Below are 17935 nucleotides of genomic sequence, written 5' to 3' on the forward strand. Positions count from 1 at the left end.
TAGATCGCTCATTAGGATGGTAAGTTTGCTTACCATCCTAATCTCTATCAACAGGACTTTATTTCGTTATGCGCAAGCAGAATAACTATAAAACATGCACAGTTATTTTTACATTTCTGATGCTTGCACAAGAGACTTCATTGTTCGCAGCGGAGAGCCTTGGCGCTGCATCAGAGAAGCTTGCTTTGCCGCCAGTTTCGCAAACGTTGGATGCTGACTCAGTTGTCACAAAACAACCTGTAGCTGATGTTAACGCTCTTGAAAATCCAGTGGCTGCCCCTGAAAAATCTAAAGAAAAAGAAGTTAATTATTTTGATATTTTAGAGTTTCAGGTAGAAGGCAACACCAAGCTCCCGCAAACTAAAATTGAGTCGTCTGTATATCCACACATGGGTGAGAAGAAGACCATTGATGATGTTGAAAAAGCGCGAGAAGATTTAGAGAAAGCTTATCATGACGCGGGCTATTTAACGGTTTTGGTCGACATTCCAGAGCAAGAAGTTAATAAGAAAATAGTCAAATTAAACGTCACTGAAGGTAAGGTCTCTAGGCTGCGGATTAAAGATTCGCATTATTACTCATTAGGTAGAATTAAAGACTTAGCACCATCGGTTAAAGAGGGTGAAGTTCCATACTTTCCAGCACTTCAGCAAGATGTCACGCGTTTAAACCGAACTTCAGATAGACACATCACGCCTGTTCTAAAAGCGGGTAAAGAATTCGGCACGGTTGAAGTTGAGTTGAAGGTGGAAGATAAGCTGCCGCTGCATGCTAGCTTGGAACTCAACGACCGCTATAGCCAAGATACGACTAGGTGGCGACTAGGTGGTTCTATTCGTTACGATAACCTATGGCAACGCGACCACAGTTTGTCATTAAGCTTTCAGCTATCTCCAGAAAATATAGACGAAGTTCAAGTGCTTTCTGCCAATTATTTGATGCGCTTTGACAATAGCGATTTGCTATTAGCGCTATATGGCGTGCACTCTAAGAGTAACGTGGCAACTGTGGGTGGCATTAATATTCTGGGTAACGGTACTATTTTGGGCGCACGTCTGATTAAGCCTTTACCTTCAGTTGATAGTTATTATCACTCAATATCACTAGGCCTTGATTATAAAGACTACGGCCAAACACTCACAAACTTTGATCTCAGTACGCCTATTACTTATATGCCTTTGTCGGCTTCTTACTCTGGTGGTTGGCAAGGTGCTGGTAGTAGTACGCAGTTCACGACAGGGGTTACTTTTGGACTTCGCGGCTTAGTGGCAGATGATAAAGAGTTTCTGGAAAAAAGACCTGGCGTTGGCAATGCTGCTGGGGCTAAACCAAATTTCTTCATCGCAAAAGCGGAGGTAGAGCGAACTGAGGCTTTGCCGCGTGGCTTTGAAGCCTATGGCAAGTTAGATGGATTTTTCTCAGGCTCACCTTTAATTTCAAATGAACAATATCTAGCAGGTGGTGCTGATACGGTAAGAGGTTATTTAGAGGCGGAAGCTTCTGGTGATCAGGGTCTGCATTCCACATTGGAAATTCGCACACCGCAGTTGCTTAAAAATGTTAGCTGGGTTCAGGATTTTAAATTAGCTGCTTTTTACGACATCGCTAGTTTAAAAACAATTGATGCTGGATCAACCCAGCTATCAGGTACCGGTATAGGTTTGCGGCTAAAAGCATTTAAGGGTGTTAATTTTAATCTCGATTTAGCCGTGCCACTTAAAGAGAGCTTGGCTACAAAAAAAGGTGATTTGGCAAGCCATATGCGGCTTTGGTATGAATTCTAAATATTAAAGTAATGAGCAATTAATTTATAAAAGTTTAACTTGGAAAGCTAGCGTATGAAAAGACTATTTTTAACATTGGTAATTGTGTGCGGGTTACTACCATTAACGAGTGTTGCGGAGTGGAACAAAGACTGGACGAAACATGCAAAAGTTAGCATTAATTCACAAAGCGTGACTGAAGCAGCCAGTCAAGTGCCGGTCGTGGTGCGACTACACTCAGGCAACTTTGATTTTGCAAGTGTGAATGTAGATGGCTCAGATTTACGTTTCGTTGCTGCGGATGACAAAACCGAACTTAAATACTATATCGAAAAATTTGATGCAGTGAATGAACTAGCGATTATTTGGGTCATGCTGCCAAGCATTAAGCCAGCTGATAAGGATGCGTATTTTAATGTGTATTACGGCAATGAAAAAGCAACGGCTAGCACCAGTGATGCTAAAGCAATTAATGCTGCTGGAACCTTAGCTAGCTTTCACTTTGCGGAAGCTAGCTTATTACAAGATAGCTCAGCAACTGGATTACAAGCTTCAGGTGCAATTACCGTACAAAAAGCAGGTTTAATTGGAGAGAGCGCGGTTTTTAGTGGACAGCCACTTGTGATTGCCGCAAACCCTGCTATTACGGCAAGTGCTGGTTACACGTGGTCAGCTTGGATTAAGCCAGCGACGCTTCCACAGACAGCAAATCTTTACAATCAAGGTGATGCTTTAAGTTTAAGTATTGATGCACAAAAGCTCACTTTAAAAATTGGTGGTGCCACCATAGCAGGCGGCGAACTAAAACCTGCAGTTTGGCAACATATTGCTTTTACAGTCAATGCTGGAAATGCAAGTTTGTATTTGGATGGTGCACAAGTGGCTACAGGCGCCATACAAGCATTAGACATGAGTAAAGAAATTAAAATTGGTGAAGGTTTTACTGGCGAATTGGATGAAATGCAAATGGCTAGTGCAGCGAAAACTGCTGGTGCAATTAAGTTGGCTGCAAGTAGCCAAGGTGTTGAAAGTGCGTTATTGAAAGTCTCAGGATCTGATGCCGGTGAAGGTGACGAAGAGGGTGGTGAGCCTAATTATCTTTCTATTTTAATTAATAGTTTGACCATTGATGCCAAAGTTGTCATTGGAATTTTGGGTGTGATGTTTGCCATTAGTGTTTGGGTGATGTGGTCAAAAGCTGTATTGGTATCAAAAACTGATAAAGATAATAAAAAGTTTTTGGCACGCTTTCAGAAAGCAGATTCCAGCGATTTATTAAGCTTAGATAAAGGTGCTAACTACCCAAACTCTACTTTGTATCGACTTTACTCTGCGGGTTTGAGAGAGATTAAAAAACGTCAACACCCTGAACAGCAACTCGCCTTGAGTGGTGCGTCAATGGATGCTATTAAAGCGGCGATTGATGCAGACTTAGTGCGTGAAACTCAAAAGCAAAATGCGGGTATGGTGTTACTCACCATCGCAATTTCTGGAGGCCCTTTTTTAGGTCTATTGGGTACAGTGGTTGGGGTGATGATTACCTTTGCAGCAATTGCCGCAGCTGGTGATGTGAACGTGAATGCCATTGCGCCAGGTATTGCGGCAGCTTTGCTGGCTACTGTAGCTGGTTTGGGCGTGGCGATTCCAGCGTTGTTTGGCTATAACTATTTGGCTAGTCGGATTAAAAACATCACGATTGCAATGCAGATTTTTGTAGATGAATTTGTGACACGTTCTGCCGAACTTTACGGTAAAGAGTAAGGCAGAAAATGTCTGAAGGCGTTAAAGAAGAGAATCAGCTGTACGACGAGATTAACATCACGCCGATGTTGGATTTAGCTTACGTGCTGTTGGTGATTTTTATCATCATGACAACGGCATCTGTGCAAGGGGTGAAAGTGCAAACCCCAACCACCGTCAATTCTGCGCCATTGGCAAAGCCGCAAATGCGGGCAATTACCATTACAAGTGATGGTGCTGTGTATTTGGATGCTTACCCAGTAGATATGGCGACGTTAGAGTCACGCTTAGCGGAATATAAAAGTGGTAATCCAGATTTGCCCGTGGTGCTAAAAGGCGATGCTGCTGCACATTTTGATAAAGTTTCCGAGGTATTGGGAATCTGTAAAAAACTGGATATTACTGAAGTTGGTTTGGTGACTAAGCGAGTGGCGGAGTAACTTAATAGAGAACATCATGCAAGTACAAAACGACGCACAACCTTATGACACCATTAACATCACGCCAATGTTGGATTTGGCTTATGTGCTGCTGGTGATATTTATTTTGATGACAACTGCAGGTGTGCAGGGTTTGAAAATGAATCTGCCTAAGCCTTCAAATAAGCCTAGCACTGAAAAACACGATGTAAAAATTATAAAAGTACAGCCTGCTGGCACTGTCACTATTAATGGAGCTGGTGTGAGTATGGCGCAACTCGAGACCGAGTTAAATACCGCCAAAGCCAAAGACCCTAAGTTTAATGTGATGATTGCTGGCGAGGCTAATGCGCCCTATGGCGGTATTGTCAGCGTCATTGATTTGGTCAATAAGCTAGAAATAGAAAACGTAGGTTTAGCCACCGGAAAAATTGGGACATAAAGGTAATCAACGTGCAACACACTTATGACCCATTGATAGACGCAGAAACCCCAAGCCAAGCTAGTGTTTGGTTAAAGCGGATTGTTATTGTGCTATTGGCTTTGGTAATTCTTGCGGGCATTGGCTACGGCATAAAAAAGCTTATGTCAGGTGGTGATGCTCACCCTAAAAAGAAGATGACGACGATTGCTTTAAAAGATTTACCGCCACCTCCTCCACCTCCTCCGCCAAAAGAGCAGCCAAAAGAGCAACCTAAGGAACAGCCAAAAGAAGTAAAGGTTGAACCACAGCCGAAACCAGTTGAAACGCCACCAGCTGAAGTCTTAAAAATGGAGGGTGCTGCAGGTGATGGACCTAGTCCGTTTGCAGCAGGTGCAGTGAGTGGAGATTACAAAGGCGGTGATACAGGCACCATAGGTGGTGGCCCTAATAAGCACCAATTTGATTGGTACACAGGGCAACTCAAAGACAAAATAGAAGATGCCATTTCTAAAGATAAAGCGCTTGCAACTGGTTCATACAAAGTGATTGTAAAGGTGTGGGTAGCGACTAATGGACATATTCAGAGATATGAGTTGCTCAGCTCTACTGGAGATGCTGATAAGGATGCATTAGTTAGAAAAGCTTTAGATAACATGCCTGCGTTGTCTGAGCCACCACCTGCAGATATGCCGCAGCCAGTAAAGCTAAAAGTGAGTGCACGTTCTATAGGGTAAAGCTATCGTTGGTTTAAATGCCGCCATAGTTCAAAAAGTTAAAAAATTAACTAAGCATTAAATGAATTTTATTGAATATGAAATTGGAGTAGATATGAAGAAACTGCCATTATTTAAAGCGCACGCTCAAGACTTTCAGCGTAGTCATTTATCTGGTTTAAACACCAGTTCAATTATCGCAACTATCGCTGCGGTAATGCTGGGAACTTCAGTTAACTCTGCACAAGCTGGTGAGCGCGAGTCATTGGAGCAGCTTCGTTCGACTACGACCAACCTAGTTAATCTATTGGTGCAGGAAGGCGTGCTCAGTAAAGACAAAGCGGGTGCTTTATTAAAGCAAGCTGCTCAGGATGCTGAAAAAGCTAAAGAAATTGACGCTGCTGCAGCCCCCGCAAGCACTTCTGAGTCTGTGGATGCGGCTATTGATAAGAAAATGGTGCGTGTGCAATATGTTCCTGACATTGTAAAAAAACAAATGAAAGAGGAAATTAAAGATGAGGTTATGACAACCCTCAATTATAAAGCAGGTGAACGTTTAGGCATGCCAGAGTGGATAGATCGTTTGAAATGGGAAGGCTCACTACGTTTACGAGCTGAAGCAGACAAATATCCTGAAGGTAATCCTATAGCAAGTAAATTTAATAGTCTTAACGGTACTAAATTAAATAATACTACCGAAGATAGAAATCGTTTGAGAGTACGTGCTCAGCTAGGGGTTAAGGCAGATATTAACGATTGGATGACTGCTGGTATCAGGATGACCACAGGTAGTTTGGACGACCCCATTTCGCCCAACCAAACACAAGAAGCTGCTAGCGGTAAATATACAATAGGGTTGGATAGAGCCTATATGAATGCCAAAATTAAACCTTGGCTGAATGTCGTAGGCGGTCGCTTTGCTAACCCTTGGTTCTCAACTGATTTAATGTGGGACCCCGATTTAGCCTTTGACGGCATTGCTGCAAGCTTTACGCCGGCGATTAATGATCGACTTTCTGGCTTTGTTACTCTAGGGGCATTTCCCATTGACGAAATCGAAAAATCTGACCTTAATCAGGCTAAGAGCAAATGGATGTATGGTTCACAAGCTGGCATTAACTGGAAGTTTAGTGATAAATCATCTGCAAAATTTGGTGTAGCTTTGTATGATTTTCAGAATGTGGAAGGAATTTCTAACGTAGCTAACGGATTTACTGCTAGTACCAGCGGGCCATTCAGCGCTACAGTTCCAGCTTTTAGAACCAAAGGAAATTCAACATTCGATATTAATGGTGGCGTATCAGGTACTGAGCAATATGGTTTATCTTCGAAATTCAGAGACATCAACATCACTGGGCAAATTGATTTAGCTCAGTTTGACCCCGTACACATTATTTTAACTGGTGACTACATTAGGAATATAGGTTTCGATAGTCAGGAAATTGCTCAAAGAACGACAGGCGGCGATATCAATTCTCCATTAATGCCTAAGAAGCAGGTGAATGCGTATCAATTGAAAGTGGCAGTCGGTATGCTAGAAACATATCAGAAAGGCCAGTGGAATGTATTCGCCGCTTATAAACGATTAGAAGCCGATTCAGTTCTTGATAGTTTTACGGATTCAGATTTTTATCTAGGTGGAACCAATGCTAAAGGCTGGTTGTTAGGCGGCAGTTATGGTTTAGATAAAAATACTTGGTTAACAGCAAGATGGTTTAGCGCCGATGAGATTTCTCCTCGCAGCTCGGGCGTTGTTGGAGAAGCACCATTATCTCCACTATCTGTTGATGTGTTAATGCTTGATCTCAATACTAAATTTTAATTGATACTCATCATGACACTAACACCAACCTTTAAGAACACATGTTTAATCATTGCGACTTTAGCCATTACTATTGTTTACTCTAGCAATAGTAATGCAGCCGAGAAAGACAAGTCATCTAGACGTGCCGCATTGATGATGCAAAAGATGAAACAGGATATTGAAGCTGAAAAAGCAACCATGCAGACGCAGTTTGATGCACAAAAAAAAGAACTTGAAGATAAGTTAAAAAGTAGTGATGAGGCATTAGATAAATCTAGTAAGTTGCTAGCCACAGCCGAGCGTAAGAATAAAGCTTTGGAGGGCGAAATTAAAAAAGTAACGCTGGCGAAAGAAGCGGTAGACGCTAAGCAGTTACAAACGCAAGCTCTACTAGAAAGCACACAAAAGAATTTGGATGATCTACAAGCGCAGCATCTACAAGCGCAGGCGGATCTTAAATTTAACGATAATCAACGAAAAACACTGTCTACAAATTTAGCGCAAACGACAAAGTCACTAGACGTTTGTGAAGCTAAAAATGCTAAGTTACACCAGTTTGGTACAGAGCTTATTCAGATATACGATAAACCTGATAGTTATAATGCAGTGATGCGAAAAGAGCAATTTTTTCAGTTAAAACGTGTAGAACTGGAAAATATATTACAAAGTCGCCAAGATCAGCTCAATGATGAGCTTGTAGTTAAAAAGCAGGCTGCATATTAAATAGGGGGCTGTACTATGTTGCACTAGCTTAGTTAGCTAAATTAGGGGGTGGTTTTCACTAAGTGATTACAGCCCTGTAATTAAATGAAATTGTATTAAAAATGTAATGTTAGAAATATTGTCGTAATAATCGGCACGTAATATCCATGTCTCACCAGTCAGTGTGAATATATGGTCAATCAAAATAATATCCTTCCTAGAGTTCTGCCTTTTGCTATTTATATCTTTTTTTTGGCTCTAAGTGATTATTTGCCATTACTCTTGAATAGTTTAAGTGGTAGTTTCTTAAGCTTTGATTCTAAATGGTTATATCTCGTCAGAGTGCTGTTGGTTCTTTCAGTATTGCTTTATTACTGGCGCGACTATGTAGAACTTGCAACTAAACCTGCTGTTGTGGATTTCTTATATGCAGTACTTGCTGGTCTACTAGTGTTTCTGCTTTGGATCTTACCTTATCCTACATGGGCAGGTGTTAACAATCATTTTAAAACTGTTGGCATAGCGCAAGATGTCTTATGGTTATCATCACGCTTAATCGGCGCGGCACTTATCGTACCAGTCATGGAGGAAATTTTTTGGCGTTCGTTAGTGATGCGCTGGATCGATAATAAAAACTTTCTCAATACTTCACCAAAAAATATCTCCTTGTATGCGCTCGTTTTAAGTTCAGGATTGTTTGCTTCAGCACATCATTTGTGGCTTGCAGGTTTATTGGCGGGGCTTGTTTATGGCGCAATGTACATGAAGTATAAAAATCTGTGGATACCCGTAGTTGCACACGCGGTGACTAATGGCGTGCTAGGGTTGTGGGTGATGTTGACAGGTCACTGGCAGTATTGGTAATGCGCAATCGTACTTACAAAACACTTTCTATTGGAGGGCTGCTATTTTTTTCTTTAGCTTCTTCAGCCGAAGGTATTATCGATATAAAACCTTATGTCAGTACCAATATTAGCTACGATGATAACGTGTTTAGATTTTCGTCACCTGAGCAGGCAAAAGCAGCGTTGGGAACAGCCGACGCCTCAGATACGGTGAAACAAGTTGATTTAGGCGTGGCTGTTAATTTAAGGTTAAGTCGCCAGTTAGTCACTGCTGCAACAAGTATTAATGAGAGCACTTATAATCGATTTGAGAATTTAAATAACACAGGTAAATCTAATAGTCTTCGTTGGAGTTGGCGAATCGGCAATGATGTTTATGGTGAGCTCAGTACAAGTAAAAATGAAGCAATTGCTGGCTTCAACGAAACTAGAACGCCATTAAAAAACTTAAGAACATCGAGTCGGCAACTTGCCAGTATTAACTGGAACTTGCAGCCAGATTGGACATTAAGTGCAAGCCGTGAACATGTTAAATTGGAAAATGCATTAACCAGCTCAAATATTTATGACAGAGAGGATGATATTTATGAGGGTGGTATTCGGTACCAAAATCCATCAGCTACAGCGTTAGGTCTTTCATATCGTGTAGCTGATTCAATGTATCCGAATAGAACAGGCTTTACACAGGCCATTTTCGGAAATGAGAGTACCCAGAAAGACATTATAGTGAGTGCTGCATGGGTGCCTACTGGTAAAACTAGGATTTCAACTAGAGTTTCACGCGTAAGTTTAGACCGCAAAGATTCGCCAGAGCGTGACTTTAATGGTTTTAGCCAACGCTGGAATTTAGATGAAAGTCTGACAGGTAAAACCAGTGTTAACTTAACCGCGTACCAAGAGGTTTCGCCTGTAGATGATGTGCTGTCAACCTATGTAAAGGCGAAGGGTTGGGGTATCAGTCCAACATGGGACGCTACCAGCAAAATCAGGTTGCGATCAGGTGTTGGATATGAGGAAAGAACATATCTAGGAAGTGCTGGAGTATCTTTCAATAATATAGATCGTCACGATGAGTCCAAGCTTTACAATTTATCGCTTATTTATGCTCCCACATTAAGGACATTAGTTCAGCTTCAATATCAAGGCGAAAAGCGTACATCCAATTCAGCAAATGAAGGATATCAATTTAATAACGTAAATCTTTCTTTACGCTACGATTATTAATCAATTAACTTTTTTAAGTTTTGGTGACATTGCGCTCAGTGATTTTGTTAAATCGCTTAATACAACGTCATAAATTTGACTTATTTTAGACATATTAAATACACATTTTACTCTTATAGTAGATGGACTTTAGAATTGGATAAAATAGATATGCGTCATACAAATAGTGGTTTAGTACTGTTAATCATTTGTTCGGCAATGGTACTTGCTTCTTGTGGAAAAAAAGATCAGGCAGCCTCAAAAAAATCCGACTCGCAAGTGGTTGCTATCGTAAATGGTGATGAGATAACAATACATCAGGTCAATAATCAGATGGCTCAAATGGGTCCTTTGGATAAGGCTCAGGCCAAAACCGCATCTAAGCAAGTTTTAGCTGCATTGGTAGAGCAACAACTTCTTAAGCAACAAGCGCTTAACTCTAAGTTGGATATTGACCCTAGGGTGCAGCAGGCAATAGAAGCGTCAAAGGATCAGTTCTTAGCTCAAGCTTATTTAGAGCAATTGATGCAAAAAGCACCTAAACCTTCTTCATCAGAAATCGATACTTTTTATAAATCCCACCCTGAGCTGTTTGAAAACCGTCGTATTTTCCGTCTACAGGAGCTAGTGGTTGATGTTAGTAAAGATAAGTCTGCGGAGGCTGAAACAAATCTAAAATCACTGAAAGATATCAATCAAATCGTTAAGTGGATAAAAGACAATAATTATGTATTTACTGTTAACAGTAATGTGAAAGCTGCAGAGCAGTTGCCAACGGCTTTGTTGGTGAAATTACAAGCGCTAAAAGATGGAGAGGTATTGCAGGTTCCAACAGGTAATACACTGAATGTGATACAAATTGCAGCCTCTCAAATATCACCAATTACTCGTACAAAAGCGACACCAATTATTGAGCAGTATTTTTTAAATCAGAATAAAAAAACTTTAGCTAAAAAAGAAATGATTACCCTTAATGAAAAGGCGAAAATTGAATTTTCTGGGGTTTTTTCTGACATGAAAAAGTCAGATTTAGAGAAGCCTGATAGTGCAAAAGAAAACGCTGCTAAACAGCCTGTAGCCGAGGTAAAAGCCGAAGTTAAGTCAAACCAAAAAGATGCTAAGTCTGATGCTGGTTCATCTGCAGTAAATAAAGGCTTGTCAGGGCTTTAACTAGTCTTGCTATTTGCTTTAAGTTGTTCGAGTAAGATGACCATTAATTTTTATAGAGAGACTTAGTTAATGTTAGGTAAAAGCTTTAGACATTTTTTTGTCTGTATGGTGACGTTAGTGCTAGCTGTTTGGATACACTCAGCCTCTGCAGAAGAAAGCAATTACGTTTTGGGTCCAGGTGATGTGCTTAAAATCACGGTATATAACAACCCTGATTTGACACTTGAAACTAGAATCACAGAGAATGGAACAATTAGTTTCCCTTTACTTGGTGAAGTTCAGCTTGGTGGTATGACCGCTCCTGCAGCAGAAAGTAAACTTGCCGAGTTGCTTGTCAGTGGTCGATTTCTTAAGCAGCCGCAAATCAATATTTTAGTGGTGCAATTCCAAAGTAAGATGATTTCTGTATTAGGCAGTGTCTACAAACCAGGGCGCTATCCATTGGATCGTGCAACAAACCTGACTGATCTGCTCGCACTCGTAGGCGGAGCAACGCCTGATGGTTCTGACTTAATTACCATTATTGGCAAGTCTGGCAAGAGTGAATACGATTTGCGTAGCATTGTCGACAAAGCTGATGGCTCACAGAATATTCCATTGGCTGGTGGTGAAATTGTTTATGTTCATGCTCGTGACATCTCGGTCATGGGGCAGGTCAATCGCCCAGGAAAGTACTCCGTTGTTGGCGGTGTTCGAACTGTTGCAGATTTCTTAGGAGTAGCTGGCGGCATTAATCCTTCTGGAGCCGATGTAGTCACTGTGACCACCTTTCGAGATGGAAAACTTAATCGCTTTGAAGTTGATGTAGATAGCCTATTTAGAACTGGTAACAACTCTGAAAATATAGAACTCGCAAGTGGTGACGGTATCTATGTCCCTCGTGCACCAATGTTTTATATCTACGGTGAAGTACAGCGTCCTGGATCATTTCGTATTGAACGTAATATGACGGTGATACAAGCACTTGCTCAAGGTGGTGGATTAACCTCGCGTGGTACTCAACGCAACATCAAGTTACATCGCCGGAATGAAAAAGGTGTAATAGAAAAACTTTCTCCAGAGCTAACAGATCCTGTTTTGCCGGATGATGTTCTATACGTACAAGAAAGCCTGTTCTAGGAACCCTCATGAATTTCACTCAGTTTCTGATTATCCTTAAGGCAAGGATTAAGATTGTATTAATTACATTCGGCTTGATTGTGTTAACAACACTGCTCGTCAACTTACTCACTGCTAAAGTGTACAAGGCAACAACTTCTATAGTGCTTAACTATAAAGGTGTTGACCCCGTCACAGGTCTTACTCTTCCAGCCCAGCTAATGCCAGGCTATATGGCAACTCAGATAGATATTATTACTAGCCCTACCGTTGCGATTAAAGTGGTTGATCAACTCAAGTTTGCTGAGAACGAGCAAGCTCAAGCACAGTTTAATAAAGCGACAAATGGTAAAGGTGATATTCGTGAATGGTTTGGTAATTTGCTTCTGAATAATTTAGAAGCTAAGCCATCTCGTGAAAGTAGTGTGATTGAAATATCATTTACTGGTACAGATCCTGATTTCGCAGCAGGTGTGGCAAATGCTTTTGCAGAGGCATACCAAAAAACTAATATACAACTTAAGGTAGAGCCTGCACAGAAAGCCGCTGAATTCCTTGGTGAGCAAACCAAAACATTGCGGACAAATTTAGAAGCTGCTCAGTCTAAGCTTTCAAAATATCAGCAGGAAAAAGGGTTAACGAGTGTGATGGGCAATCTTGATGTTGAAAGTGCTCGTCTCAACGACCTTTCTTCACAACTGGTATCCGCCCAATCACAGTCTTTTGATTCGACATCTCGCCAGCAGCGCACAACTGGAAATGGTGATGAGTCGCCTGATGTTGCAGCAAACCCAGTAGTTCAAAACCTTAAAATTGAGATCGTTCGCGCAGAATCCAAGTTTTCTGAGTTATCACAGAGGCTAAGTGACGCTCATCCTCAGTATCAATCAGCTAAGGCGGAGCTTGATAAACTTAAAAGCCAATTGCTAGAAGAAACTCGTAAAGCGACGACAACTATCGGCGGCACTGCGCAGATTCATCAGCAGCGAGAGTCTGATATAAGAGCCGCACTTGCAGCCCAAAAGGCGCGCGTACTTGAGCTAAATCTCACTAGAGATGAGTTATCTGTGCTGCAACGCGATGTGGAAAATGCTCAGCGGGCGATGGATACAGCAAGTCAACGCTTTACTCAAACGACCTTGGAAGGCAGTGCAAATCAGGCAGATGTTGCCGTATTAACGCCTGCTTCAGCCCCACGAAAAGCTGCGGGTCCTAGAGTTTTCTTTAATCTTATCTTATCCATTTTTCTCGGTTCAATTTTAGGTGTCGGGGTGGGATTACTCGCTGAAATAATGGATAGACGTGTTCGCAGTCGTGAAGATCTTAGTGAAGACTTGCAGCTACCAGTCTTTGCCATTATTCGAAGTAATTCAAATAAAGGCAATGTAAGTAAGTATGGCTTTAAAGCATTATCTCGTCGATTGTTTAGGCCGCGCAAGGAATTGTATGCAAGATAATATGACGCATTTATTAGGTAAAAATGTAGATACAGTTAGCGAGCGAAGTATTGGTCGCCTATTGCTCCAACTTGGAAAAATATCAACACAAGACGCTGAGGCTATTCTTCGAGCACAAAAAGACTTAGGCTTGCGATTTGGTGATGCAGCACTCAAGCTTAAACTGATTACTGAGGCTGATATTAGTCAAGTGCTTTCCATGCAGTTTAATTATCCCTACTTACATGCAGGGCAGGGTAATTACAGTGCTGAGCTAGTCGCCGCATACCAACCATTTAGCCAGCAGGTGGAAGAGTTGCGCGTGTTGCGAAGCCAAGTCATGATGCGATGGATTAATGAAGGCTATAAGACTTTAGCCGTTGTCAGCGTCAATGAAGGTGAAGGTGCAAGTTTTCTAGCCGCTAATCTAGCCATAGTGTTTTCACAATTGGGACAACGCACGCTTTTGATAGATGCAAATTTGCGTGACCCACGTCAGCATAAGATTTTTAATCTTAAAGAAAAGCTTGGCTTGTCTGATATTTTAGCTGATCGAGCGGCGATGAGTGTTGTGACTAATGTTGATTCTTTCGTTGATTTATCCGTGCTTGGTGCGGGCACTTTGCCTCCAAATCCTCAAGAGCTATTAAATAGAGATGTCTTTGCAAGCTTTATGCATACTGCAGCAAATGAATATGATGTGATTCTTATTGATACTACTCCAGGTAGTTATATTGCAGACGTGCAAGCAACTGTGGCAAGGTGTGGAGGAGCATTGCTTGTTTCTAGGTTAAATCACACACGACTTTCTGATGTTGCTGAAGTACGCAGTCAAATTTCAATGACAGGTGCTCGTGTCATCGGTTCTGTTATCAATGAATTCTAAGTGCTAATCTCTATTTTGAACATGATTAAAACTTAGTTGTCATGCCCTTGTAAAGAAGATAAGTCATTATGTTTCAACACTAGAATCAATATAGAAATTGATTGCTAGTATTGGCTAGCGTCATTTTATAAACCTTGTTTGAAATGTTAATTCATGAATAAAGTTGCACTTATTACCGGTATCACAGGCCAAGATGGCGCATATCTGGCGGAGTTTTTGCTAAAAAAAGGTTATGTTGTTCATGGTTTGAAGCGTCGAGCCTCATTGTTTAATACAGATCGTATTGATCATCTTTATCAAGATCCGCATGTTTCAAACCGAAATCTTGTATTGCATTATGGTGATTTGACTGACTCTACTAATCTTATTCGCATCGTTCAGTTGGTTCAGCCAGATGAGATTTATAATCTTGCCGCTATGAGTCATGTAGCCGTAAGCTTTGATACGCCTGAATATACGGCAAATGCCGATGGTATCGGTACTCTACGCATTCTTGAGGCTATACGTATTTTAGGTCTTGAAAAGAAAACACGTTTCTACCAAGCTTCTACTTCTGAGCTTTATGGACTTGTGCAGGAAATACCCCAAAAAGAAACAACCCCATTCTATCCGCGCAGTCCATATGCAGTGGCTAAGCTTTATGCGTACTGGATCACCGTTAACTATCGTGAAGCATATGGTATGTATGCATGTAATGGTATACTTTTTAATCATGAAAGCCCTATCCGCGGCGAAACATTCGTCACTCGTAAAATAACACGGGCATTAGCACGCATAAAACTCAATCTGCAAGACTGCCTGTACCTTGGCAATATGGACTCACTGCGAGATTGGGGTCATGCTAAAGACTATATTGAAATGCAATGGCTCATGTTACAACAGCAGCAACCTGACGATTTTGTCATTGCGACTGGCGTCCAATATAGTGTGCGTGATTTTGTGAATGCTGCTGCCAAAGAGCTGGATATTATAATTAACTGGCAGGGTGAAGGGGTTGATGAAACGGGTACAGACCAGAATGGCAAGGTTATTGTAAAAGTTGATCCACGTTACTTCCGCCCGACAGAAGTAGAAACTTTGCTGGGTGACCCTACCAAGGCAAGAGAAAAATTAGGCTGGACGCCTAAAACAAGCTTCCAAGAGTTGGTTTCAGAAATGGTTAGAGAAGATCTGAAAAGTGCAGAGCGTGACGAATTGGTGAAAGAAAATGGATACTCTGCTTATGATTATCATGAATAACTTTAAGCATATGCTCGAAGCTTCTTTGATGAAAATTCTATCAAAATGAATCAGTCTGAACGAACTATTTCCTTAAAAGACCTAATCGCTACTAACAATGTTCGCTTTGGTACGAGTGGCGCACGTGGCTTGGTTGTAGATATGACCGATGATGTTTGCTTTGCTTATACATTAGCTTTTTTAGAAACAATGAGTATTGAGCCCCAAAGTAGCGTAGCGTTGGCAATTGATTTGCGCCCAAGTAGTCCTCGTATAGCTGCAGTTTGTGCCGCTGCAATTGAGTATGCAGGATTTACGGTCGATTTCTGTGCTGATATTCCAACACCCGCTTTGGCTTTTTATGCTCAACAGCAGGGCATTCCTGCGATGATGATTACTGGCAGTCATATCCCTTTTGACAGAAATGGCATTAAATTTTATGGACTGTCAGGTGAAATTACTAAAGACGACGAAGTAAGCATTAGTCAGGCAATCATTCGTTTGCCTCAAGTGGTCCATCCAATTGATTTGACTGATGTGCATATGGCTGCTCGTCAAATGTATATTAATCGATACCTTGATTATTTTGAGCCTCATTGCTTAGCTGGAATGCAACTTGGATTTTACGAGCACTCCAGCGTAGCGCGTGATTTGTTACGAGAGATTTTAGAAGCGCTTGGCGCTCAAGTGACTTCACTGAATAGAACGAATGAGTTTATACCTATCGATACCGAAGCTGTCGCAGAGGTGGACATAAAACGAGCTCATAAGTGGGCGAGCGAAAATAAATTTGACGCAATTATTTCTACAGACGGTGATGCGGATAGGCCACTTATCGCGGATGAGCAAGGGCGATGGATGCGCGGAGATGTTGTTGGTCTATTGTGCGCACACTTTCTTAACGCTCAAGCTGTCGCAACGCCAGTAAGCTGCAATACTGCTATTGAGAAAAGTGGTGTTTTCTCAACGGTGATTAGGACTCGCATTGGTTCTCCTTATGTGATTGCTGGTATGGAGCAATTACGTGAGTCTGGTTTAAATAGTATCGTAGGTTTTGAAGCCAATGGCGGATTTTTACTTGGGTCTAGTATGGTAAAAGATGGGCGAGTATTGGCATTGTTAAATACTAGAGATGCCGCACTGCCAATACTCTCAGTTCTTTCTATGGCCAAAGGGAGTGCGTGTAAACTTTCTGAATTATCGCAAACCCTACCAGCTAGATACACTGCCAGCGATAGATTGCAGTTATTTCCTTCTGATATTTCTAGTCAGCTGTTGCTCGAGCTAGCTGCATCAATTAGCTCTATTAATCAGTTACTAAAGAGCTTTGGTGCAAACGTCAGTGAGTTAGATCAGACCGATGGACTTCGTATTACGTTTGATAATGACGAAATTGTTCATTTTAGACCCTCTGGAAATGCGCCAGAGCTGCGTTGCTATGCTGAAGCAGAAGACCCGATACGTGCTGAGTATCTTGCGCGCACAGCATTAAAGCTCATACGAAAAAGAGTTGTCATCTAAGCATTAATTAACTGAATTTTAGAGATATCAATATGCAATTAGACGCTAAGATTTATATCGCAGGGCACCGTGGAATGGTGGGCTCTGCCATTTTAAGAAACTTAGAAGCGAAGGGGTATAGCAATATACTCACACGTAGTAGCCAAGAGCTAGATTTGTTAGATCAAAAATTAGTGTTTGCCTTTTTGCAAGAAGAGCAGCCAGATTACATTTTTTTGGCCGCGGCTAAAGTGGGTGGTATACATGCAAATAATACCTACCGAGCTGATTTTATTTATGAGAACTTAATCATCGAAGCGAACTTGATTCATGGTGCTCATTTAGCTGGAGTGAAACGGTTATGTTTCTTAGGTTCTAGTTGCATCTACCCACGTGATTGCCAGCAGCCAATTAAAGAAGAGTACTTATTAACAGGCGCTTTAGAAAAAACAAATGAACCTTATGCAATTGCCAAAATTGCTGGCATCAAACTTTGTGAAAGTTATCAGCAGCAATATGGGCATCAGTTTGTAGCTGTCATGCCCACAAATCTTTATGGTCCAAATGATAATTATGACCTAGCGAATAGTCACGTGCTTCCAGCTTTGTTAAGAAAAGCGCATGAAGCCAAAGAACGTGGTGATGCAGATTTGGTGATTTGGGGTACTGGTACGCCTAAGCGCGAGTTTTTGTACGTAGATGACATGGCAGCAGCTTGTGTTTTCTTAATGGAAAATGACATCAATGAAGGTTTATATAATGTTGGCACTGGCACAGACGTTACTATTCGTGAGTTAGCTGAAACTGTGATGGAAGTTGTGGGTTTTGACGGTGGAGTTGTATTTGATGCAACTAAGCCAGATGGAACGCCACGTAAGCTACTTGATGTAAGTCGACTGAAAGACATTGGATGGCAGTCTGAAGTTGGTTTAAAAGAGGGTATAGCATTGACCTATGCAACAGATCCTTTTAGAAACCTGAGTGTGTAATGTTGACCACCAATCACTGTATGCT

The 17935-nt window shown here is 41.4% G+C and carries 16 protein-coding genes; all 16 read left to right on the forward strand.

What is annotated here, in order from left to right; translation table 11 throughout:
- The first annotated feature begins 119 nt into the window (after positions 1 to 119).
- The 16 genes from PSU78_RS07495 (at position 120) to PSU78_RS07570 (ending at position 17910) form a co-directional block, all read left to right on the forward strand.
- Entirely contained in the window at positions 120 to 1784 is a 1665-nt protein-coding gene (locus PSU78_RS07495; protein WP_300386569.1) for a ShlB/FhaC/HecB family hemolysin secretion/activation protein, read from the forward strand.
- A gap of 54 nt (positions 1785 to 1838) precedes the next feature.
- Complete coding sequence (locus PSU78_RS07500; protein WP_300386573.1) at positions 1839 to 3524, forward strand: DUF2341 domain-containing protein; 1686 nt, start codon at positions 1839 to 1841, stop codon at positions 3522 to 3524.
- Between the two features lie 8 nt (positions 3525 to 3532).
- On the forward strand, positions 3533 to 3943 hold the full coding sequence (locus tag PSU78_RS07505) for a biopolymer transporter ExbD (protein ID WP_300386576.1): 411 nt from the start codon (positions 3533 to 3535) through the stop codon (positions 3941 to 3943).
- A gap of 16 nt (positions 3944 to 3959) precedes the next feature.
- Positions 3960 to 4364 carry a biopolymer transporter ExbD gene (locus PSU78_RS07510; protein ID WP_300386579.1) on the forward strand — a complete coding sequence of 135 codons (405 nt, stop codon included), beginning with the start codon at positions 3960 to 3962 and terminating at the stop codon, positions 4362 to 4364.
- Positions 4365 to 4375: 11 nt separating this feature from the next.
- Positions 4376 to 5080 carry a TonB C-terminal domain-containing protein gene (locus PSU78_RS07515; protein ID WP_300386581.1) on the forward strand — a complete coding sequence of 235 codons (705 nt, stop codon included), beginning with the start codon at positions 4376 to 4378 and terminating at the stop codon, positions 5078 to 5080.
- 61 nt (positions 5081 to 5141) lie between these two features.
- On the forward strand, positions 5142 to 6881 hold the full coding sequence (locus PSU78_RS07520) for a putative porin (protein ID WP_300386584.1): 1740 nt from the start codon (positions 5142 to 5144) through the stop codon (positions 6879 to 6881).
- Positions 6882 to 6893: 12 nt separating this feature from the next.
- Entirely contained in the window at positions 6894 to 7586 is a 693-nt protein-coding gene (locus PSU78_RS07525; protein ID WP_300386587.1) for a hypothetical protein, read from the forward strand.
- 171 nt (positions 7587 to 7757) lie between these two features.
- Positions 7758 to 8429, forward strand: coding sequence for a CAAX prenyl protease-related protein (locus PSU78_RS07530; protein WP_300386590.1), 672 nt, complete (start codon positions 7758 to 7760; stop codon positions 8427 to 8429).
- Positions 8429 to 9634, forward strand: a complete 1206-nt coding sequence (gene epsL / locus PSU78_RS07535) for an XrtB/PEP-CTERM-associated polysaccharide biosynthesis outer membrane protein EpsL (protein ID WP_300386593.1) — start codon at positions 8429 to 8431, stop codon at positions 9632 to 9634. Before PSU78_RS07530 ends, epsL begins: the two co-directional genes overlap by 1 nt.
- A 135-nt stretch (positions 9635 to 9769) precedes the next feature.
- Complete coding sequence (locus PSU78_RS07540; protein ID WP_300386595.1) at positions 9770 to 10783, forward strand: EpsD family peptidyl-prolyl cis-trans isomerase; 1014 nt, start codon at positions 9770 to 9772, stop codon at positions 10781 to 10783.
- A 69-nt stretch (positions 10784 to 10852) separates the two neighbouring features.
- Positions 10853 to 11902 carry an SLBB domain-containing protein gene (locus tag PSU78_RS07545; protein ID WP_300386598.1) on the forward strand — a complete coding sequence of 350 codons (1050 nt, stop codon included), beginning with the start codon at positions 10853 to 10855 and terminating at the stop codon, positions 11900 to 11902.
- Positions 11903 to 11910: 8 nt separating this feature from the next.
- Entirely contained in the window at positions 11911 to 13338 is a 1428-nt protein-coding gene (gene epsF / locus PSU78_RS07550) for a chain length determinant protein EpsF (RefSeq protein ID WP_300386601.1), read from the forward strand.
- The gene (gene epsG / locus PSU78_RS07555; protein WP_300386604.1) at positions 13328 to 14203 is read left to right on the forward strand and encodes a chain length determinant protein tyrosine kinase EpsG; all 876 of its coding nucleotides are present in this window, start codon (positions 13328 to 13330) and stop codon (positions 14201 to 14203) included. Before epsF ends, epsG begins: the two co-directional genes overlap by 11 nt.
- Before the next feature lie 153 nt (positions 14204 to 14356).
- Entirely contained in the window at positions 14357 to 15442 is a 1086-nt protein-coding gene (gmd, locus tag PSU78_RS07560) for a GDP-mannose 4,6-dehydratase (RefSeq protein WP_300386607.1), read from the forward strand.
- 45 nt (positions 15443 to 15487) lie between these two features.
- On the forward strand, positions 15488 to 16942 hold the full coding sequence (locus PSU78_RS07565; protein WP_300386610.1) for a phosphomannomutase: 1455 nt from the start codon (positions 15488 to 15490) through the stop codon (positions 16940 to 16942).
- A 32-nt stretch (positions 16943 to 16974) separates the two neighbouring features.
- A complete protein-coding gene (locus tag PSU78_RS07570; RefSeq protein ID WP_300386612.1) occupies positions 16975 to 17910 on the forward strand; it encodes a GDP-L-fucose synthase in 936 nt (311 codons plus the stop codon).
- Positions 17911 to 17935: the final 25 nt, after the last annotated feature.

This window comes from Methylotenera sp., from assembly GCF_029945705.1.
Classification (GTDB): domain Bacteria; phylum Pseudomonadota; class Gammaproteobacteria; order Burkholderiales; family Methylophilaceae; genus Methylotenera.